The 22,468-nt window shown below is 46.4% G+C and carries 17 protein-coding genes; 4 read left to right on the top strand and 13 right to left on the bottom strand.

The features are described 5' to 3' along the window. Positions 1-15: 15 nt before the first annotated feature. The 3 genes from IE163_RS11615 to IE163_RS11625 all read left to right on the top strand — a co-directional run bounded on the left by IE163_RS11615 (position 16) and on the right by IE163_RS11625 (position 5,754). Positions 16-1,974 carry an exoribonuclease II gene (locus tag IE163_RS11615; RefSeq protein WP_189433139.1) on the top strand — a complete coding sequence of 653 codons (1,959 nt, stop codon included), beginning with the start codon at positions 16-18 and terminating at the stop codon, positions 1,972-1,974. A gap of 118 nt (positions 1,975-2,092) precedes the next feature. Next, complete coding sequence (locus tag IE163_RS11620) at positions 2,093-3,283, top strand: glycerophosphodiester phosphodiesterase family protein (RefSeq protein WP_189433140.1); 1,191 nt, start codon at positions 2,093-2,095, stop codon at positions 3,281-3,283. A 134-nt stretch (positions 3,284-3,417) separates the two neighbouring features. After that, positions 3,418-5,754 carry a TonB-dependent receptor gene (locus IE163_RS11625; protein WP_189433141.1) on the top strand — a complete coding sequence of 779 codons (2,337 nt, stop codon included), beginning with the start codon at positions 3,418-3,420 and terminating at the stop codon, positions 5,752-5,754. A 92-nt stretch (positions 5,755-5,846) separates the two neighbouring features. Here the strand turns inward: IE163_RS11625 and IE163_RS11630 are convergent, their stop codons facing one another. After that, positions 5,847-7,403 carry a sensor domain-containing diguanylate cyclase gene (locus IE163_RS11630; protein ID WP_189433142.1) on the bottom strand — a complete coding sequence of 519 codons (1,557 nt, stop codon included), beginning with the start codon at positions 7,401-7,403 and terminating at the stop codon, positions 5,847-5,849. A 280-nt stretch (positions 7,404-7,683) separates the two neighbouring features. Between IE163_RS11630 and IE163_RS11635 the strand changes: the two genes are divergently transcribed. Next, entirely contained in the window at positions 7,684-8,340 is a 657-nt protein-coding gene (locus IE163_RS11635; protein WP_189433143.1) for a choice-of-anchor H family protein, read from the top strand. Positions 8,341-8,534: 194 nt separating this feature from the next. Here IE163_RS11635 and IE163_RS11640 read toward each other — a convergent pair whose 3' ends face one another. From IE163_RS11640 to malQ, 12 genes are all read right to left on the bottom strand, one after another. Beyond that, a complete protein-coding gene (locus IE163_RS11640; RefSeq protein ID WP_229833543.1) occupies positions 8,535-8,945 on the bottom strand; it encodes a DCC1-like thiol-disulfide oxidoreductase family protein in 411 nt (136 codons plus the stop codon). Positions 8,946-8,948: 3 nt separating this feature from the next. Further along, entirely contained in the window at positions 8,949-9,407 is a 459-nt protein-coding gene (locus IE163_RS11645; RefSeq protein ID WP_189433144.1) for a hypothetical protein, read from the bottom strand. A gap of 548 nt (positions 9,408-9,955) precedes the next feature. Beyond that, the gene (locus IE163_RS11650; RefSeq protein ID WP_229833544.1) at positions 9,956-10,255 is read right to left on the bottom strand and encodes a DUF1801 domain-containing protein; all 300 of its coding nucleotides are present in this window, start codon (positions 10,253-10,255) and stop codon (positions 9,956-9,958) included. Positions 10,256-10,433: 178 nt separating this feature from the next. Then, positions 10,434-11,171, bottom strand: coding sequence for a hypothetical protein (locus tag IE163_RS11655; RefSeq protein WP_189433145.1), 738 nt, complete (start codon positions 11,169-11,171; stop codon positions 10,434-10,436). A 392-nt stretch (positions 11,172-11,563) separates the two neighbouring features. After that, positions 11,564-11,866 (bottom strand): type II toxin-antitoxin system RelE/ParE family toxin, encoded by a 303-nt coding sequence (locus IE163_RS11660; RefSeq protein WP_189433146.1) that lies wholly within the window; start codon positions 11,864-11,866, stop codon positions 11,564-11,566. Further along, positions 11,854-12,111, bottom strand: a complete 258-nt coding sequence (locus IE163_RS11665; RefSeq protein ID WP_189433147.1) for a type II toxin-antitoxin system Phd/YefM family antitoxin — start codon at positions 12,109-12,111, stop codon at positions 11,854-11,856. Before IE163_RS11665 ends, IE163_RS11660 begins: the two co-directional genes overlap by 13 nt. Positions 12,112-12,259: 148 nt before the next feature. Continuing rightward, entirely contained in the window at positions 12,260-12,631 is a 372-nt protein-coding gene (locus IE163_RS11670) for a nuclear transport factor 2 family protein (RefSeq protein ID WP_189433148.1), read from the bottom strand. Between the two features lie 304 nt (positions 12,632-12,935). Further along, a complete protein-coding gene (gene purT / locus IE163_RS11675; protein ID WP_189433149.1) occupies positions 12,936-14,123 on the bottom strand; it encodes a formate-dependent phosphoribosylglycinamide formyltransferase in 1,188 nt (395 codons plus the stop codon). Further along, positions 14,120-15,649 carry an NADP-dependent phosphogluconate dehydrogenase gene (gnd, locus tag IE163_RS11680; RefSeq protein WP_189433150.1) on the bottom strand — a complete coding sequence of 510 codons (1,530 nt, stop codon included), beginning with the start codon at positions 15,647-15,649 and terminating at the stop codon, positions 14,120-14,122. Before gnd ends, purT begins: the two co-directional genes overlap by 4 nt. A gap of 219 nt (positions 15,650-15,868) precedes the next feature. Beyond that, on the bottom strand, positions 15,869-17,917 hold the full coding sequence (gene glgX / locus IE163_RS11685) for a glycogen debranching protein GlgX (protein WP_189433151.1): 2,049 nt from the start codon (positions 17,915-17,917) through the stop codon (positions 15,869-15,871). Positions 17,918-17,926: 9 nt separating this feature from the next. Then, entirely contained in the window at positions 17,927-20,116 is a 2,190-nt protein-coding gene (gene glgB / locus IE163_RS11690) for a 1,4-alpha-glucan branching protein GlgB (protein ID WP_189433152.1), read from the bottom strand. Between the two features lie 35 nt (positions 20,117-20,151). Continuing rightward, on the bottom strand, positions 20,152-22,362 hold the full coding sequence (gene malQ, locus IE163_RS11695; protein WP_189433153.1) for a 4-alpha-glucanotransferase: 2,211 nt from the start codon (positions 22,360-22,362) through the stop codon (positions 20,152-20,154). Between the last annotated feature and the right edge of the window lie 106 nt (positions 22,363-22,468).

Consider the following 22,468-nt stretch of genomic DNA (forward strand, 5'->3'; position numbering starts at 1 on the left):
CTCAGGTACTAAGATATGCTGCAAAACAATCCTCTACTGGCGCAACTTAAACAGCAATTGCGCGAATCGCTACCCACTAAAGAAGGCGTGGTCCGAGCCACTGCCAAGAGCTTTGGCTTTCTCGAAATAAGCGATAAAGAAAGTATTTTTATTGCACCGCCGCAAATGAAAAAAGTGCTGCATGGCGATAAAATCAGCGCAGTAATCAATACCATTGACGATAAAAGTCAGGCCGAACCGCAAACGCTTTTAGAAGCAGCATTAAAGCAATTTGTGGGGCGGGTAAAACGTCATAAGAACAAGCTACAAGTCGTGCCCGATCATCCCCAGATGCGCGATGCGTTAAAAGCCGTTATGGCCGATGAGTTAGTCGATAAAGCCTTGCAGGATGGTGATTGGGTATTAGCCAGTTTAAGCCAGCACGCCTTACGTGATGAGCAATTTTTAGTGACTGTTACCGAGCTTATTGCCAAAGCAGACGATCCAGAAGCACCTTGGTGGGTGGTTTTAGCACGCCATAAACTGGCTAAGGCAGCGCCTGTAGCTGATAGTAGCTGGACGTTGCTTGATACGCAGACGCGTGGTGATCTTACTCAGCTACCGTTTTTTACCATTGACAGTGAAAGCACTCAGGATATGGACGATGCGATTAGCATTAGCAGTACGGCTACAGGCTGGCAGCTACTGGTGGCTGTGGCCGATCCTGATGCCTATATTGCCGCAGGCTCTGAGCTGGACAACCTAGCTAAAGCACGCGCCTTTACCACTTATTTACCAGGTCGCAATGTTCCCATGTTGCCACGCGATCTTGCCGATGAGCTTTGTTCATTGCACCCTGAGCAGCGACGCCCCGCACTTTGTGCCCAACTGACTATTGGTACCGACGGCAGCCTACAAGGCGAGGCTGAGTTCAGTTTGGCATGGATCTGCTCTAAAGCGCGCTTTAGCTACAATCAGGTATCTGACTTTCTGGAACAAAAGAGCGATTGGCAACCACCAAGCGAGCTAATGGCTAAACAGCTAACAGAACTTGCCGCTATGGCCAAAGCACGACAGAACTGGCGCCAGCAGCATGCCATAGTATTTCAGGATAAACCCGACTATCGCTTTGAGTTAGACAACGGCAAAGTGGTGGCCATCCACGCCGAATATCGCCGTATTGCCAATCAAATGGTAGAAGAGGCCATGATTGCTGCCAACCTGGCTTGTGGCCAATATTTAGCAAACCAGCTTGGCTTTGGACTGTTTAACACCCATAGTGGTTTTGACGTCAGCAAATTAAATGCATTGAATGAACTACTGGCCAAATTTACCAGCCCGGTAGTACCGGAGCAACTCAGTACCCTACAGGGCTACTGCCAACTGCGTCGTTGGCTGCAACAGCAACCGACAGCTTATCTGGAAATTCGTCTCAGACGCTTTCAATCTTATGCGGCAATCAGTATTAAGCCAGAAGCTCACTTCGGTATGGGTCTACCGCAGTATGCTACCTGGACCTCGCCCATCCGCAAATATGGGGATTTGGTTAACCAACGTTTAATTAAAGCTGTTTTAGCCCAGCAAACCCCTGAGCCATTGGCCGAGAGTTTAACGCAGCATCTCGCTGAGCAACGCAAAACCCAACGTAAAGCCGAACGAGATATTGCTGATTGGCTGTATGGTCATTATCTTGTCCAGTTCGCTGGCAGCGAGCAAACCTTTAGCGGCGAGATTATGGATATTAATCGCGCAGGCATGCGCGTCAGGCTGTTAGAAAATGGCGCTACCGGTTTTATCCCCATGAGTGTAATTAGCTCAGAGAGCCTGCCGCTTACCGCCAACTGGGAGGAAGGTCGCTGTTATCAGGCCGAAACCAGTGTCTATGAACTGGGTCAGCAGCTACAGGTGCAAATTGACAGCATTGATCCGGAAAATCAAAGTATTAGCTTAAAAATAGCCAGCATACCAAGTCCTTCGGAACATACACCGCTCTAGGCTAAATAACAGCCTATTATGCGAACAGTCACTACCTCTGTGATCGCTGAGGTAGTGACTATCACAAAATTGTCATCTACTCTCATTAAACTAAAATTTTTTGTTAATTGATGATCTCATGCTATTACCTACTTTGCTTTTATTAAGTTTACCCCATGTAGAATTAGGCCCAAGACCGGCTTATTTAACCGATCTGTTACCTGCAGGCGAGCTTAAAACCACATTAAGCCAATGTTTACAGCAACCGGCTAAGCGGCAAACGTTTTCTATTGGCCATCGCGGTGCACCTTTGCAATTTCCCGAGCACAGTCAAGCTTCTTATGTAGCTGCCATTCGTATGGGCGCTGGCATTCTCGAGTGTGATGTTACCTTTACTGCCGACAAGCAGTTGGTTTGCCGCCATGCTCAGTGCGATTTACACCAAACAACCGACATTTTATTACGTCCGGAATTAGCCAAAAAATGCACTACGCCTTTTAGCCCAGCGACAGCAGAGCAACCCGCAACAGCCAGTTGCTGTGCGTCAGACATTGCCCTTGCTGAGTACAAAACCCTTTGTGCCAAAATGGATGGTGTCGATGCCAGCGCCAGCAAGGTCGAAGATTATGTTAATGGCAGCCCCAGCTGGCGTACCACCTTGTATCAACAATGTAGCGCCCCGCTGAGTCATCAGGAAAGTATTGCGCTGTTTAAAGCTCATGGTGTAATGATGACACCTGAGCTAAAGGCCGCTGAGGTAGCCATGCCCTACCAAGGTAACTACAGCCAGGCACAGTATGCCCAGCAGATGATTGATGAATATAAAGCGGCTGGCGTTTCCCCGGCGCAAGTGTGGCCACAATCCTTTCAGCTGGAAGATATTCGCTACTGGCTAAAGCACGAACCTGAGTTTGCTAAACAGGCGGTATATCTGGATGGGCGCGTTGATGATCCCAATTACGATGCCACTAAACCCGAATTGTTAAGCCCCGGCTTTACGGAGTTAAAAGCCGAAGGATTAAATATTATCGCACCGCCACTTTGGGTACTTGTCACGGTTGAGAACGGCAAAGTAGTGCCTTCGGCCTACGCTAAGGCCGCCAAAGCCGCTGGTTTAGACATTATTACCTGGTCTTTAGAACGCTCTGGCGCGCTAGCCAACGGCGGTGGCTGGTACTATCAGTCTATTGCCAGCGTCACCAGCGACGACAGCATGACACTACAACTACTCGATGTCCTAGCACAACAAGTAGGCGTTATCGGCGTTTTCTCTGATTGGCCAGCCACCACCACCTTTTATGCTAACTGCATGTTACAACATAACAATTAAGGTTAAATATTCATTAAATAGCAATCATTTTGTAACTTCACTGCAATATAACAGCGGCACACTAGCGACCCATCATACTGGCCGTACCAGCATGATTAGGATAACTAAAATCACAAACGCTAGTGGAGAACTCTGTGCAAACTTTTAAAACCAACTTACTTACCTTAGCTGTACTTAGTGCTATCAGCATGCAGACCCATGCTGATACGCTTACCGACGCGGCCGCAGAAAAAGACGTCGAAGTCATTTCAGTATTAGGTAAGCGTGTTAGTTATGCCAACAACACCACCGACGAGAGTGCCAAGCTTGCCAAGGCACCTATTGGTAACGTAATGGATTTGATTGATAACCTGCCAGGTATCAACGTGGGTCAGGGCGATGCCTTTGGCGGTGACGATTACACCACCACCATCAGCATGCGGGGCTTTGTGATTGATCGCGCCGATCAGCAATTAGGTATTACTATTGATGGCGTACCAAATGGCGGTTCAGCCTATGCCGGTGGTAGCAAAGCTAACCGCTACCTGGATACCGAAAATACCCGCTTGGTCGAAGTTGGCCAAGGCAGTGCCGACATTGCTTCAGCTTCGCTAGATGCGCTGGGGGGGACCATTAACTTTGTCTCTGCTAACCCAGAAATGGCAGCTGGCGCCCGCTTTGCCTACACCAGCGGCAGCCATAACGCCCGCCGCTACTATGCACGCTATGATACCGGTGAAATTTTAGGGAATACCACCGCGTACTTTAGCATCTCCGATAGCTTTAATAATCGTTGGATGGGCACTGGCAGTAACGGCAACAGCGACCGCCTGCATGTTGAATTTAAAAGTGTTACCGAATTAGAGCAAGGTCGTATTACTGCCAGAGTGTCTTATGACGACGCCCATGAAGACAACTACCAACCGGTATCGCTGGCTCACTTTAAGCGCACGCCACGCTGGGATGGCTTAACTACAAACTGGACCGGTGATCCACAAATTGATCAGAACTTTGCCGAAGCCTGGTCAACGCTGCGGGAAAACACCTTAGTTTATGTTAAAACAGAATGGTATCTTTCAGACAACCTTGAGCTGAATGTTACTCCCTATCTGCATTTACAAAATGGTCGCGGTGATTGGTTGCCACCTTTTCAGGTTTATGCCACCGATGCCAATGGTAACCGTATTAACCGCGGTAATGGTACTAAACGCGTAAATTATACTCATGTTACCGACAACGGCACGCCAATCTTAGATGGTAATAACGACCAGGCAGGTGCTAGTCTAGTGTCTTCATATCGCCACACCCACTACGATAAAACCCGCTTTGGTACTACTGCCAATTTAAGCTGGGAGCTGGGCGATCACCGGTTACGCAGCGGTGTTTGGTTAGAATCACAAGAACGTAACCAAACCCGTGACTGGCATGATGTGATAGATCCACGCGTCTCTTATCAGTTTAACGAGCAGCCGTATTGGGTGCAATTTGATGACGACTATAAGCACGATGTCACTAAGTTTTATCTGCAAGATCAAATCACCTTGGGCGATGTGCAGTTAACGCTGGGTGTGCAAAAATACCTAGTAGAGCTTAGCCGCACCGACAACTTAAATGGCAAAGGCAAAGACACCCTGAAAAGTGACTCTGACTGGTTACCCAGTGCCGGTGTTGTTTACACCCTAAACAGCAAGGTGGAGCTGTTCGCCGGTTACTCGAAAAACTTTAAAGCCATCTCCGACAGTATCTTAGAAAACAAAAAGACCTCAGAGTTAGCTAATCTTAGCCCGGAAACAGCAACCAATATGGATTTAGGGATCCGCTATTTTGGTGAGCAGTTTAGCTTTTCAAGTGCAATCTATAATGTGAAATTTAACGATCGGGTAGTATTACTGCGCTACGCCACCTCTGCCGATGGCACGCCTAACTATCTGGCGGCCGGTGATGGTAACTTTGATAACGTTGGCGGGGTAAAAGCCAGTGGTTTTGAAACCAGTTTTGACTGGCGTTTACAGCAAAACCTCAACCTAACCGGTGCCATTACGCTAAACCGTGCGGAATATTCACAAGATGTGCTTACCAGTAAAACCACACCTGCCGGTCAGCCGGCCCTGGTTAAAGATTACCGCAAGGGTGATAAACTGGCTGGGATCCCAGAGAAAATGCTTTCTCTTGGCTTAAATTACCATAACGGCAATTATCGGGTTGGGTTAAGTGGCAAGTACGTCGCTAGCTACTTCGGCGCTGCCAAGCATACTTTTAACAGCGATGGCACTGAAGCATGGAACCGCGACGAGTTGCCTACTCATACCCTGTTAAATGCTTACCTGGGTTATGAAAAGTCGCTGGATAACAGTAGCTTCTTTAGCGGTTTAGATTTAGCTTTTGTCATCAACAACCTGACCGATAAAAACTACATTACTGGTGGTAGCGAAGGTGCCTACCTGATTGGTGCTGGCCGCACAGCGAGCTTTACCGTAAGCTTAAATTTCTAAGCTTTAACCAACACTGTTGTTTTATTAAAAAAGGCCTGTTATTGGCCTTTTTTACTTTATCCATTGTGTTATGAAAAAAAGCCATGCACTCTTTAGCTGCCATTCCTACGTTTATGCTGATACATGCGCTCGTCCGCCAAAATTCTCAACTCACTCAGTGTAACGACTTCACTTTTACAGGCAGAGCCATAACTGACACCAGCCTTTTCAAAACCGCTTTTTTGTAATGTATCTATCGCCTCAGAGATGAGGGGGCTAAGACTGTCTAACCGACCATCGCCATCGCAAACAATAGCAAATTCATCACCGCCAATCCGATGTAATATTCCCAGGGAACCAAGCTTTGCCGCTAATGTCCTGGCAAACATCTTTAACAACTCGTCACCCTTATGGTGTCCATAAGTATCATTATAAAGTTTCAGATTATCCATATCTAACATGGTCAAGCTGCCGCTTGCTGACAACTTTTGCAATTCAAGTTCCAAGGCATAACGATTAGGTAAACCGGTTAAGGCATCATGATGTGCGATTTGTAAGCTTTGCTTTAACAGCGCCAGGCTAGCCTCTTTTTCGCGATAGACCTCGGCAAATTGATACCCCAAGACCAGGCCGATAAGCAGCACCTCTACCGTTACCGCTAAGAGCCCAATATGCTCAACATAGACGGTGTAAATCCCGTCTAAATCTTTGCTGGAAATAGCAAAGGAACCTATGACAAAAAAAGCAACAATAGCAACCAGATAGAAATACGCTATTTTATAACCTTCAAAGGCGCGCACCAAGGCTGCTATCAGAGCGTAAAGCATCATCAATCCGACGCCATACCTGGCACACTCGATCACTAAATTATGCTGAAAAAGTGCCACTACAAACAGCAACATCAGTATCAGCAAACACAGCTTGGCCAGGTTATTTAACCTGGGGTGTGAACTGGCAGTGATCTGCAATAGATGTTTCGCAAATAACACATAGGCGCAGTTACTGAGTAAAATTGGTCCGCCAACAAAGTAAAACCAATGAATATTAAAAAGATCAGGGGTAACTAGCAGCGCTGTACCATTGTAAAGCAGATTCATCAGAATAAAAAAAGTGTAGGTAATTTCAGTAAGGCGTTTTCTAAGAAAAGCTAAAATACCGTAATACACGGCTAAACTTAACAACACCCCCATACTCACTAAAGTAAGAACATTCCCCCATTTTATCGCTTGGCGGTAATGGCTAAGTGTGTCCCAGTAGGGCTCAGGTTGCGCAATAAAATACGGTGATACTAATTCCGTAGTTAACTGATACTGGCCCGGTGGTAACTGAAACTCACGGCCATGGCGCATAAAAAAGGCATTTTTCGAGGTTGATTCAATCCCTCCTTCTGCTGTTAGCAACAGATTGCCGGCCATATCGGCAAGGTAATGATGGAAGTAACCTAACGCACTGGCATTTTTAAAATCAATAACTATGGTTTCACCAGGGTGCCTGATCTCAAATACGGCGTGATAAACAAAATGCCCGCCGGTTAATGATGGTGCCGGTATTGCATTTGTCGGTGGCTCAGGGAAATGCCAATCGGGATTAACTTTGTACCATTGCCCAACAAATTGCTGCTGAGCCGCACCGCTCAACGGTGTCAGCAAAAGCAGCAATAACAGGCTCACAACGCAATACTGCCAACACTTTGTGCAAAACTGCAACATTAGCACCATGTTCCGCACCTAAAAATAGATAAAGTTCATATCTGATTTGCTTAAGTTACATGCTACAGCAATCAGTACTCGTTGAAACTTATCACAATTCATATGCTAATGTAACAACCAAGCTGGTAAAACCAAAACGGCAGTGCTTAAACAAATACTCGCTGCGCCCTGTGATTCAGCATACATTCACGCCTTGCTCACTATATCTAGTGTTATTCACCTGTTGAAACAAGGTATCATCATGAAATTACTACTTCGCTCCCTGCTGTTATTTTCTATCTTTAGTGTAAGTGCTGAACAAGCTGTTATTACTACGCAAGAACAACGTGGTACCGAAGGCACAAGCCAGATGGAAAGCGCTGCCACGCTGGTTACCGCTCAAAGTTATAGTACCGATGTTTGGTTTCAAAGCCTGCAGTTGGAATTAAGTGGCGATAACAATAACAATGGTTTTTATCATCAGCTTTATTTGAAATTTGATGCTAACACCAATCGTTCCAGCCAGGCGGTTTGGGCCGAGTTTAGCTTGCAGCGCCCAGGCAGGCCAGAGCAACTGTTTTACATTAGCTCCATCTTCAGTTTGTATCGCCATAGCAGCAGCGACTGGCTGGCTATCGACACCACCCTAGAGGACAGCTTCGTTACTGGCTACTATGATCTTATTATTCGTTTGTATGATGCCAACAGTGGCTGGCTACTGGCAGAAATATCCGGCTACGACGAGCTCATACTGGCAGACTTACCGCTGGAAGATTATCAACGCGACAGACCTGCCATTGTTGTGGTAGAAAGCTATGGCGGCAGCCTGGGGATTTTTACTGTTATAGGGCTAGCCATGTTATTTTGGCGGCGCCAAAGCAAGGGAGCAATTCACATTAAAAATAGCCGCAAAGCATAACAGTACGTAGGACTCAGCTAACACTAGCTTTCTTAGCTTGCATAAATCACTGATTAGCCGGTCCCATGTTTCCATAAAAAGCTTGCTTACGAGGCAGTTTTACGCTCCTGGCAGAGCTCAACATAACCTGCATGCTTCCCGCCCATACTAAACTCAAGGATAAACGCCGCTTTGGTTAATGCTATTCTTCAACACTAAAACTTCGTGTTGTCCTTAATATTTAGATTATTAATCTTTGTTTTACGCAACACTTTAAGTAACAAAATACGAATAGCTCTTAAAATAGGATAGAGCAGCACAGAGACGTTCTTTGACTTAAATATCTGGTAATTTAAGCGATTAATTACGCCGGAACGACTGCTGATTAACGCCAACGCATGAACTGCATCAGCACCGTAATAAAGCTGCCGTCCCATTTTCAGTACCATGCCTTGGTCAATATCCAAACCTTTCGACGTAATTTCTTGCATTACTTCACTGCTTTCCCTCGCATCGATTAATTGTAAATCGCCAACAGTCCTCTGAACAGTCAGTATCTGACAGTATGCCCGGCAGGCCGGGCATTCGCCGTCGTATACCAATAGGAGGGGTTCGCGTGTCATCATGCATTATTTCGCGTCAACATAAACCGCTAATGCTTGTACATGCACAATATGACGAATTTCTTTAATACGGCCACCTTGCGTACCATCAAAAGTGTAGTGTTCATTTTCAATTGTTTCATTGTTTAAATTACTAAACACAATGGCATTTGCGCCAAGCTTTGCCGCTTCTATTTGCAATAATTTAACCACTTCGTCCATTCTACGCGGGTCATTCATCACCAAAGAGGGAACGCTAGATGCAGAAATTTTGGCAATCTCTGCGTAAGAAACAGGCGCAACACTATAAATAGAGACTTTATCACGGGTTAAAGGTACTTTAACGTCACCGGTAATAGTAGTATTAAAAACGGGCTGTTTTGATAAAGCACAACCAGTCAAAAGCAACGTTGCTGATACTAATAAGGTTGACGTTAATAGGGATGATATTAACGTTGACGAAAAAAAAGCAGCTCGTTTAGCCATAGTAAAATCTCCTACTGTTTTACCAAGTGTACATTCATTGTGCATTTTAATATAGCCCAGTCAAAACAAAATAACATCAAAAATAAAATAAATGTGAATTTAATGAAACTTGTCTTAACGCAAGGGTTCGCACTTTTGTTATTCAAGAAAGACTACCGCTTATCTTCAGCGATACCCATCTCAATTATGATATTCATAGCTTAGGACAAATCACTCTTAGTTAGAGGTCATAGCCCTCGTTCTTTTAGTGTGGCTATTAGAACAAGTAAGCCGTGTTTAAGCTCTCCATTAGTTGTTTTTCTTTTGCCTGCGTTGCTGAAAATTACCCAATAATAACTGCAATAAATCCACTTATTAGTCCTGACGAAACCGATGACCCCAATATTTACTCTTTAATTTCTAACGCCAAAATTTAGTCCGAAAGGCAGAGTAGCAGCTCGCTCAAGGTAACTATACCTGGATTAAGCGCGTCTTTACCATGCGCATGTGCGCGAACTTGTGAGCGTCGAAGACGTCGTAGACACCGCTTGTTCGGTGTTATCACCAGCTCAAGCGCCGAGTAATGGTAAATGCTTTACACGATGATACGTTAATACCAACAGTAGGCAATGACTAAGCAGTCCGATTTCAAAAGCATCTAAGGGAATAACAATGGCTCTTCTTCCCTCATACGCCAACTCACCCTGATAAATTTCCTTGAAGGTTTCGATCAAGCTATTCTGGCAGTGAAAATACACTTTTATAAATTTTGGATCGTTTGGCTTCCAGTCTATGCGAATGGTGCTTCCGCCCTTCAGCAGATAACTAGGTTCACCCCATCTCAGCGTTTTTTCAACCAAGCCCAACACATGTTCTTCTGCAACAATAGCGATTTGAGACTACCGAACTTCTTGGCAATTCATACGGCGTAGCGGCACGCTACTTAAAACAAACCCGCAGCAATGTCGAAAATAAAAACGATGTCACTTAATTAAGCAGCTCCAGACCTGGTAGCCAGTGCTTTTTGCTGACGATAAAATTTGATTGTCATATTTCAAATCTATTAAGCTCAAACTCGTAATCATCACCAACCTTAATGCGCTTTACCAAATTGGCTCTATCAGGCCGATATTTTCTCCAATCCCACTCTTCATCCAGGAGTACGATATTGGCAAGTCCAAATTTCTGCAAATCAGCCAGCGAGTAGTCATATCCAACGGTTTCTTTACCAAAAAAGTTCAGAAGGTAATCCCAGAAATTAGCTTTCGACTGGCCATAAGTTGTAAGTAGATTATCAACGCGGATATCTGCGTAAAAATCAGTTTCCTTTTTACGTATCAAACTGATGTAAGTGTTGAAAGTTTCACGCTGCTCTTGATCAACATGCCAATTAGATTGCCAGGCGCTACCATGCCATATCAGAATCGAGTCTTTTCTTAAGTATTTTGTATTAGCAGCTGGAAATACGTAATTTGCACAAGATGAGGCACAAACTCCCTCCACTTCAACATCCAACTTGTTATGCTTGACCCAACGCCCTAAATCGATTCCGGCGCCTATCTCACCGCCATTGGTGGAAATAACAAGACGACGCGGTTTGAATTCAGCATCGTTAAATAATGAGAAAATTGCGTTATTTGAAGCCTCAGTTATTCTGCCCTGATAAATGAGATTTCCGTTTTTGATACCAACATAAATTTCAGTATTTGGGCCACTGTCATCAGTATTTTTTAAACTAGTACAACCAACAACCAGAAAAATTAAAATTAAAATTAAATGCTTCATTAATCCTCCTTGAAATATAACCCGCGCCTATAGACAAGCAATTTATTGCGACTCCAGCGACTGACAGCCGCGATGCTTCAGGCGTACTGAACATTCTTAACAATACCTGTACGCCACAGCAAACATGATGACCCTAAACAAAACCCGAAAAACAATGTTTGAAGTTGTAATGACCATGCATCAGAAATAGCGCCAAATGGAGCGAACTTGTATGGCAGCAAACCAAAATAAACATTATCAAAAATATGTATTGCACCACCAACAAATAAACAAACACACCAGATGCCAAGGATGATTTTTACCACAGTCTAACTTCCATATTTCGTAACGCCCCGCGCATGCGCGCGAATTTGTGAGCGACGCAGGGGCCGTAGGCCCTGAATCACGGATTGTTAGCTGTTTTCAAGCATGAACGTTCGAAGCTCTCGCTCCTCTCGCATGACAAAGAGGATGAAAACCCGCTGCTCATCCTCACGATAAAAAATGCGACAGGGTGGAACCACTACCTCCCTGTATACCGAATCTGGGAGTTCGAGTGGGATCCGCCCGGATTTGGGGAAATTCTCCAAACGTTCTGTCTTATCGAAAACAGCTATCACGAGAGCGCTTGTAGCAGCAGGATTGTCCAAAGCGATATACTCCGCAATGGCATCCAGTTCTTGAAGGGCTGGTTCTGTCCAGATTACTTCAGCCATTTACTCATTTTCTCTCTGGCATCAGTTTGGCTATAGGTTCTTCCCTCCAGGACAGCACGCTCTCCACGAGAGAGCCCCTCAAGCAGCTCAAGCCGACGCTGCATGAATTCATAATCTTGCACATCAACAAGGTATGCCGATGGCTGACCATGCTCCGTAATCAATACAGGCTCTTTTGACAAGTGCAGCTCTGCCAGAATCTTTGTAGCTTGGCGTTTTAGATTCGTCACTAGCTCAACTTTCATAGGTTCACCCTGTTCTACATTTAAAGTGACACTATAGTATCACTTTGTAGATAAGGCAATCCAAGCTAACGCCCGCCACAAACGCGAGCAAATTGTTGCGAGTCGAGCCGCGTAGCGGCGTTTTGGTGGCGATTATTAGGGCAAAAACCTAGAACGGAGCGCATATTGTCCCTTGATGATAAACCATTTGCCACTGACCGCTACTATTCCGCTGCCAGATTGAGCACCTATGCGAATAAATTGGTAATGGTTGTTCAGCTTTTAACATCTTAGCTTTGTATAACAACTGTGCGCAGTCCAAGCCAAACATTCTTAGCTCATAATTACTTGCAGTTATTTCAGGCGGAACCTCAGTTGGTAAACGCGCCAATACATTTGCCTTACCAAATCGCGCTCCTGAAGCACCAATTTCAATAAAGTCATCAGAGATTAGCTGAGTGAGCTCACTCGAAGAACTTCGAACATCAGGCTGGAAAAGATGCTCCTCCAACTCGATTAATATTTCCATCAAGTTTTTCATTGATGCTCCATATGCCCTAACGCTTATTCGACGGAACTTTTCGTATTTAAAAACGGACTTTTTCGTAATTGTAAATTCACTTGTTGCTACATTAACTACAAATTTATCTGCAGACAATATCTTATAAAAATTAATCTGTAACAGGGCAAGACAAAAACGTAAACATCCGTTTAACAAGAGGCGAAGGGAGAGAATACAACTTCTGTGTAAATAAACAGCTAAAAGCAAAAACGGGGCTAGGCCCCGTTTTTGGATTCTACGCGCAGAAATCACTGCGCTTTTTTAGCTTATTATTTAGAAGGGGTTAGCTAAGGCTTACCTGTATTTTGCCTACCACCGCTAAGGCTTTTTCGGTAGCATCTTCTACGGTATCGGCCAACGCTAAGGCTACGCCCATGCGGCGTTCGCCTTGTACTTCGGGTTTGCCAAAAATTCTAAACTCGGTGTCAGGGTTAGCTAAAGCAGCGGCTAAACCGGCGTATTGAATATTTTGGCTGTGGCCTGGTACCAGCAATACCGCGGAAGCGGCGGCGCCGTATTGTTTAATTTGCGGAATTGGTAAGCCTAAAATAGCGCGGGCATGCAGCGCAAATTCGCTTAATTGTTGCGAGATTAAGGTTACCATGCCGGTGTCGTGTGGTCTGGGGGAGACTTCACTGAACCATACTTCGTCGCCTTTAATAAACAGCTCTACCCCAAATAGCCCTTTACCGCCAAGCGCAGTCACTACAGCTTTGGCATAGGCTTCGGCTTGCTGCTGTGCCTTGGCAGACATGGCTTGTGGCTGCCAGCTTTCGCGGTAATCGCCTTTTTCCTGGCGATGGCCAATAGGCGCACAATATTGAATACCGGACACCGAATTTACCGTCAGCAGCGTAATTTCGTAATCAAAGTCGATAAAGCCTTCTACGATAACGCGGCCTTTTCCGGCGCGACCACCTTCTTGCGCATAGGCCCAAGCGGCTTCTAAATCAGCATCGGCGCGCAGTACACTTTGCCCTTTACCTGAAGATGACATTATCGGTTTTACCACACAGGGGTAACCTATTGCGGCCACCGCCGCTAAAAAGCCGGCTTTATCGCCGGCAAACTGGTAAGGCGAGGTTTTTAATTGCAGCTCTTCGGCGGCTAAACGGCGAATGCCTTCGCGGTTCATCGTCAGGTTTACCGCTTTGGCGCTGGGTACCACATTAAAACCGGCGTCTTCCAGCTCAATCAGTACCGAGGTAGCGATAGCTTCTAACTCCGGCACAATCAGCGCGGGCTTTTCGGTAATCACTAACTGACGCAGCGCAGCATTATCCAGCATCGACATCACTACCGCTTTGTCGGCCACCTGCATGGCAGGGGCATTCGGGTAACGATCAACCGCAATAACTTCGCAGCCATAACGCTTTAATTCAATACATAATTCTTTGCCAAGCTCGCCTGCACCCAATAATAAAACCTTGGTGCTACTGGCAGTACCTGGAGTACCTATTACTGTACTCATTTAATTTTCACCATTGGCCGCTCTGGGTGGCTCCAATCAACGTGGAAGCTTTTGCCTTTGGCTTTGTCCGTACGCTCAAAGGTATGGGCGCCGAAAAAGTCACGTTGGCCTTGTAATAAGTTGGCCGGCAATACTGCGGTGCGATAGGCATCGTAGTAACTTAAGGCTGAACTTAAGGCCGCCACCGGAATACCTGCTAAGGAAGCGTTAGCCACGGCTTTACGCCAGTTTTGCTGATACACCGAAATTTGCTTGGAGAAGAAGGGATCGAGCAGCAGGTTTTCCAGCTCGTCGTTGCGCTCATACGCTTCGGTAATAGATTGTAAAAATACCGCACGAATAATACAGCCCGCGCGCCAAATCTTGGCAATTTCGGCAAAGTTTAACTGCCAGCCGTGTTCATCAGCAGCCGTTTTCATTAAATGAAAACCCTGCGCATACACGCAGATCTTGGCGCAGTACAACGCATCGTGCAACGATTGAATAATCTCGGCTTGCTCGTCATTGCTATACAGGTTTTGTGCCGGGCCAGCCAGCACTGTCGCGGCTTTTACCCGCTCCGATTTTAAAGCGGAGATAGAACGGGCATATACCGCTTCGGCAATAGTCGGTGCCGGGCTGCCAAGTTGCAGGCTGCTCACCGCAGTCCACAAGCCGGTGCCTTTTTGGCCGGCTTTATCCATAATGACATCAACCAGCGGTAAGCCAGTTTCGCTATCTTTAGTGGCCAGCACTTCGGCGCTAATGCCTATTAAGTAGCTATTTAACGGGCCTTCGTTCCAGCGCTTAAAAATCTCGGCAATAGCCGCAGCCGTCATACCCAGCACGTCACGCATTACCTGATACACTTCGCAAATAAGCTGCATATCGGCATATTCAATGCCGTTGTGTACCATCTTTACATAGTGCCCAGAACCACTTGGCCCAATGTAAGCCGCACAAGGTTCGCCCTCGGTAACCGGGTTACCCGGTTCAAAGCGCTCTATTGGCTTGCCGGTTGCCGGATCCACTTTCGCGGCAATGGCTTGCCACATGGGTTTAATGCGGGTCCAGGCATAAGGATCGCCGCTTGGCATCAGTGATGGGCCAAAGCGCGCCCCTACTTCACCGCCAGATACGGCAGTAGAGAAGAAAATAAACTTACCCTCGTAGCTTTTTTCCCGCGCCACGGTATCTGTCCACAGGCTGTTACCCGTGTCGACAATAATGTCATCGGCCTGAATACCGGCATCAATCAGCTTATGACAGACGTCATCAACGGCTTTACCAGCAGGGATTGAAAGAACGATAAGATGAGGAGCAGAAAGACGGGACAATAATTCGGTATAAGAGCTACAAGCGATAACCCGGGGGGCTTTGCTACCGCGCTCGGCTTCGTCTTGGGCTAACACCGTTTGCAGTTTCTGGTGGTCTAGGTCAAAAGCCGCTACCCGATAACCATTATCCGCCAGGTTCAGAATAAGGTTTTTGCCCATTACTCCGGCCCCGATAAAGCCTATATCACACAAAGGTGTGTTGTCTGTCATCTGACGATCCTTAAAGCGTTAAGAGAGTGCTATGCACGTTTTTGCCTAAATTGGCACAGCAGAGGTCGTAAAATGCTCGGCATTATATACCCAAACAGTTTTAAGATATAGATTTTAGCGGGAGATAAAAACCGTTAGGCCGAGGCAGTTGTGCGCACTTAAGAACGTATAAAACATGCACAACTGCTCAGTATATTAGGTATTTAGCAAGGTAGCCGCTTATTGCCAAACCGATAAACTATGCGCCGCTTGCAACCAATGATGCTGCGTTACGGGTTCAGCCGGGGTTAGGCCATCATTTAAGGCGGTATCAAATACCAACTGGCTAACTTTTGCAGGTAAGGTAATGGCTTGATTTTTCGCCGATCCATTTAATACACAAAACAACGACCGCCCTTGGCTGGTATTTTCAATCTCCAGCATGCAGCAGGCTAAATCGGCCTGATGCCAATGTTGCTCGGTCATCTCCCTGCCGTCGGTAAGGTACCAATGTACCTGATGCTTATCGCCATGCTTTTGATAACTGTCGTCCAGTAAACTTAGCTGCTGTAAACAGGCGAACTTTTGCCGCAGCGCCAGCATTTGCTGCACAAAGTGTAAAAACTTATGCGCCGGGCCATCTAATTGCCAGTTAATCCAGGATATCGGGTTATCCTGACAATAGGCATTGTTATTACCATGCTGGGTTTGGCTTAGTTCGTCGCCGCCGAGCCAATGGATCATGCCCTGGCTTAGCATTAAGGTGGCCACTAAATTACGTTTATGCTGATAACGGGCGGCTAAAATAGCCGGATCGGAGCTGGGGCCTTCTACCCCATGATTGCAACTTAAATTATGTCCATGACCATCGCGGTTTTCTTCGCCATTTAACCAATTGTGTTTTTGGTTATAGCTCACTAAATCATGCAAGGTAAAGCCATCGTGATAACTAAGATAATTTACACTGCAACTGGCGGGCTTGTGGTGTTTTTGAAAAATATCGCGCGAACCTAACAAGCGAGTGGCAAATTCTGGCAATACCCCTTGATCGCCACGCCAGAACGCGCGGAAAGTATCCCGGCTTTTATCGTTTAATTCAGACCAATGTGCTGGGAACTGCCCTAAGTGATAACCAAAAGGCCCAACATCCCAAGGCTCGGCAATAAGCTTGGCTTTAGAGATCACCGGATCTTGGGCAATAATTTGAAAAAACGCTGCATAGGGGTTAAACCTTTTATACTCGCGCCCCAAGGTCACGGCTAAGTCAAAGCGAAAACCATCTACCTGCATTTCCGTTAACCAATACCGCAATGCATCCAATACCATTTTCTGCATCATCGGGTGTGAGACATTTAAGGTATTGCCGCAGCCGGTAAAATTACAATAGTTTTGGTAATCCGTCATTTCACCGTGGCTGTGAAATAAGTAATACTGGCGGTTAGCCAAGCCTCGAAAACTGATCACGGGTCCGTCTTCACCCGCCTCTGCCGTATGATTAAATACCACATCTAAAATAACCTCCAGGCCATGTTGATGCAGGGTGCGAACCATGGTTTTAAATTCGGTTACGGCATCTTCGTACTGGTAGCGTGGCTCAGGCGCAAAAAAGCCAACTGGGTTATAGCCCCAGTAGTTGGTCAGTTTTAACCCACTTAGCCGTGGCTCAGCCATAAAGGCTGTAACCGGCAATAACTGTATTGTGGTAACACCCAGCGTTTTTAAATGGCTGATAATGGCTGGATGGCATAAGCCCAAATAGGTGCCGCGTAAATGCTCGGGTACCTTAGGGTGTTGCATGGTAAGCCCTTTTACATGGGCTTCGTAAATCACCGTTTTTTCACGAGGGGTATGCGGTTTTACGCTGTTTTGCCAGTCAAAGCAGTTTTGCTCTAACACCCCTTTGGCCAAAGCATAATGGCTGCGGTTAATGTATTGCCTTTCTTGCCAAATTTGCGGCCGGTTTAATTTACGGCAATAAGGGTCTAGTAATACCCGTTCTTTATCAAAGCAGAGCCCTGCATCGGGTACATTGGCACCATTGGCTTTAAGCGCATACAGCGAGCCGCTGTCAATACCACTTACTGTCAGATGCCAAATATCACCAGTACGACCAATAAAAGGCATTTCACCCAGCAATTCTTCAGTATCCGGCCGATATAAACAAAGTATCAATTCCGCAGCATCTGGCGCATAGACAGCAAAATTCCAGCTGCTTGGCGCAAGTGCGCTGGCTCCCAGCGGCGCCGGCTGACCAACAGACATTTTTAGTAAACCCATGCCCGGAGTCATAGTTATTCCTTATTGTTTCTTTCTAAGATATAAAGTAGCCAGTGGCGGTAAATCCACGACTAAGCTGAATTTTTGCCCCTGATAGGGATGCGCACTGCTTTGCAATACGCCCTGCTGTACCGGGAAGTTGCTGCCCCAATAGTGCACACTATCGGTATTTAAAATCACCTCATACTCAGTGTGCTCTGCAACGCCTAAATGAAAACGCGTTCTGGGCACGGGTGTAAAATTCGACACCACATAAATTCGCTCGCCATTGCTGTCTTCACGATAAAAGCTCAGCGTGCTATGGGTCGCATCTTCATGATCTAACCAGCCAAAACCCTCAGTGTCGTAGTCTAGCTGGTACAGCGCAGCACAACGCCGGTACGTCAGGTTTAAGTCACGAAACAGTTGCTGCATACCACGATGTTTTTCAAAGCTAAGCAGATGCCAGTCTAAACTCTGGGTGTGATTCCATTCAGCAACTTGTGCAAACTCGATGCCCATGAAATTCATTTTTTTGCCTGGGTGGGCAAACATAAAGGCTAAAAACGCCCGCATATTGGCGGCTTGCTGCCATTCGTCACCTGGCATTTTTTGCAGCAAGCTGCCCTTGCCGTGCACCACTTCATCGTGCGACAGCGGTAACACAAAGTTCTCGTTATAGGCATACACCATCGAAAAGGTGAGATCGCTGTGATGATACTGCCGGTACGCCGGGTCTTTACTGATATAGCGCAAACTATCATTCATCCAGCCCATATTCCATTTAAAGCCAAAGCCTAAACCTCCACTGTCGGTAGGCCGCGACACTTGCGGGAAAGAGGTCGATTCTTCAGCGATGGTCATGGCATGCGGGAACTTGCTATACACTTCGCGATTTAACCATTGGAACAAGCTGATAGCTTCATAATTGTGGTTACCGCCATCGACATTGGGCACCCACTCGCCGTCATTGCGCGAATAATCCCAGTACAACATAGACGCCACGGCATCTACCCGAATACCATCGATATGGAAATGTTCTAGCCAATAAAGCGCACTGGCAACTAGAAATTGCCTGACATAGTCTTTACCAAAATCATAAATGCAGGAGTTCCAGTCCGGATGCCAACCACGGCGTGGATCTTCATATTCATATAAATGACTACCATCAAAACGGGCCAAACCATGACCGTCCTCAGGAAAGTGTGCCGGCACCCAATCTAGGATCACACCAATACCGGCCTGATGGCAGGCATCAACAAAGGCTTTAAACTCATCAGGGTTGCCAAAGCGCGAGGTTGGCGCAAACAGGCCAAGCGGTTGATAGCCCCAAGAGCCATCAAACGGATGCTCCATTACCGGCATTAATTCAATATGGGTATACCCCATATCCAGCACGTAAGGAATAAGCTGAGCGGCCAATTCAGCATAACTTAATGGTTTATTATCTGCGGTACGCCGCCAGGAACCTGGATGCACTTCATAAACACTCATTGGTTGCTGATAGACATTGGTTTGTGGCCGTTGTTGCCAGGCACTGTCTTGCCATTGATAGCGGCTATGATCGTAAACTAAAGAAGCATGCGACGGGTATTGCTCGGCATAAAACGCCAGGGGATCGGCTTTATGAGGCAGTAAATGACCGTGCTGATCTTTAATTTCAAATTTGTAACGGACCCCAGCGGCTATCTCTGGCACCACCAGCACCCAGTGGCCGCACTGAGTACGCTCCATTGGATGACAGCGGCCATCCCAGCTATTCATATCCCCTACCAGACTAACGCTACTGGCATTGGGGGCATACACCGCAAAACGGGTGGCATTGAGTTTTTTACCTGCAAAATCCAGTGTAACCAGTTGCGCCCCTAATTGCCGGTATAAATTCTCTGGATGTGTTTGCACAAAGTGCACAGCGTAAAAAGCTTCTGCGGTAAATTGATAAGGATCGTACAAGGTATACTGATGCCTGCCCTGCGATACCTGGAGATAATAGGCGGATGCTTTACGCTTTTTTGCCAGTACTAACTGAAAGAGCCCCTCGCTATCGGCTACAGCTTGCATTAACCCTAAGCTTTTTTTGGTTTTTGCATCAAAGGCCTCTACGGCATTGGCATGCGGCAAATAGCAGCGCAGTAATAAACCTTGCGGCTTGTCGTCCTGGATATTGGCTTGCCAGCCCAATACATTAAAGGGGTTGGCGCAACGGGCCTCAGCTAAAAACGTAAAATGCATTACCTTGTCCTTCTATTTTTAAAATTCTGGTGGCTTTAGCCAGCGGTTCTTAGCTGGGTTAAGCTTTGTAATAAGGTTGTTATAGCCTCATTACAGGTCCATTGCTCTAATTCTGTACTTAGCTTACGCCGCCAGTTTGGATACTCATTACTGGTGCCTGGCACGTTAACCGGTTGCGTCATTTCTAACCAGTCTTCAATTTGTAGGCAAAGTAACTGTTGCGATCCAGCGGCTAAATGCTGCTGCATCGCATAATTTAAGGTTCGGTCCATTGCTAACTGGTCAACACTACGCGGATAATCTTGGGGCAAACGATTATGGCCATGTAGCGAGTCTAAAATACGCTGTTTATTGGCATGCCGCTGTTGATACAACTGTTGTAACACTGCTTCATCCTGATATAAACCTAATTGTTGGCCAAGTTTTAAATCTTCGCAGTGCCAAAAGCCGATAAGGGTTGGCAAGTCATGGGTACTTAGAGTTGCCATGGCTTGCTCGGGGTAATGGGCTGGCGAAATATAGCCGCCATCTGGCGCGGTTTCAAAAAAGAATACCCGGTAAGAATAAATTGCAAACTGCTGCAGTAATTCGCGGATCCCCTCTGGCACTGTGCCCAGATCTTCGCCAATAATCACCGCTTGCTGGCGCTGGCTCTCTAACGCCAAAATGCCCAGTAAATCCATAATGGGGTAATACACATAGGCACCACCACCTGCATTTGCCGCGCTTTTTGGTACCCACCACAAACGCAATAACGCCATAACATGATCAATACGCAGCGCCCCGGCGTGCTGCATATTGCTGCGAAACAATTCAATTAATGGCTGATAGGCTTGCTGATACAGCTGATAAGGCTTCATCGGTGGCAGGCCCCAGTTTTGGCCAGCTGGCCCAAGTGGATCGGGTGGCGCGCCAACACTGGCATCGCGGCAATACAGTTCAGGATTAGCCCAAATCTCTGTAGAGGCTTCGCTGACGCCCACCGCTAAATCGCGATATAAACCCAGCAACATGCCGCTATCTTTCGCCAGTTGCTGTGCCTCGGCTAATTGTTGCTGTGCTAAAAACTGCAAATAACAATAAAAGTCCAGCTCGCTGCTATTTTCTGCGGCAAACTGCTGCACCGCCTCGCTATCAATATCCCTATATTGCTCTGGCCAATTTGGCCAGCCCCAGTGCTGACTATCTTGCTGATATAAAAAACTGTGTAGCGCATCATAGAGCGCTAATTGCTGTAAACTTTCGCCACCTTGTTGTTTAAAGCTGCCAAAATCTTGTTGCTGTTGAGCACCAGCATTTTGCACAAACCATTGATAAAGCTGTTTAAGCACCGGCAGTTTTAAGCCCATTACTGCCGGATAATCAACCCAGTCAGCCGCACGTTGTGTTTGCAACCGCTGGGTAAAGTTTGCATCATTCACCTGCTGCTGTACTTCTTTGCACTGCAAATAGCCAGGTACTGCCGTCACGTCCAGATAAATAATGTTTAACCAGCGGCGGGATGACGGGCTATAGGGGCTGGCGCTGTCTGGCATAGCCGGATAAAGCGCATGAATAGGATTTAAACCAATAAAGTCGGCACCTTGCTTAGCTAAATAGCTAATCAGCATTTTTAAATCGGTAAAATCGCCAATGCCCCAGTTACGGGCAGAACGCAACGCATAAAGTTGAATAGCACTGCCCCACTGTTTTTGCTGCTTAAATGCCGTCGGTTGAAAACACTGGCCAGGGGTAATAATGAGCTGTTGTGTTACGCTAAGCTCGGTATCGGCCAGGGTAAAGGTTAATTGATGATAACCGGCGGGTAATGCCATTTCGAACTGATGCTGATACTGATGATACTCCTCGCCATCTAAAACAGTGACCTGGGTTAATTCACCCTCTACTGGCACTAGCTGCCAGTGCTGCTCTGTTGCCAGTGCGGTGCTTTGATCCCCACCCTGCTCTGTGTTCAGGCTTAAGGTAAAGCTCATGTTCGCCAGCGCTAATGGTACCTGAATATCTAATTGCCAGCTGTCAGCCTGCTCCTGCACCGAGACCGGCGCAATCAGTTGTTGCCAAAAATCTAATTGCCGCTCCAGTAATTCCTGGCGGGTAGCCGCCTCATCGTGCACCGGATAGCCCATAGCCGATAACAAAGCCAGTTGGTTAGCCTCGGTAACTTCTGTAGCATTACCCCAGGCATCATTAAACTGGGTTTCAATGCCATTAAAGGCGATAAGTTCCGAAAGTAGCGCGGCATCCATTGGAGTTCCTTAACAAAATAAGCTTATTATAGGGTCTATTCTAAGCGGCTGTTCGACCGATGTCATGGCTAATTTATGTCATAAAATTACAAAAATACCAACAAAA

It is taken from the genome of Alishewanella longhuensis (assembly GCF_014653435.1).
Lineage (GTDB): Bacteria > Pseudomonadota > Gammaproteobacteria > Enterobacterales > Alteromonadaceae > Alishewanella > Alishewanella longhuensis.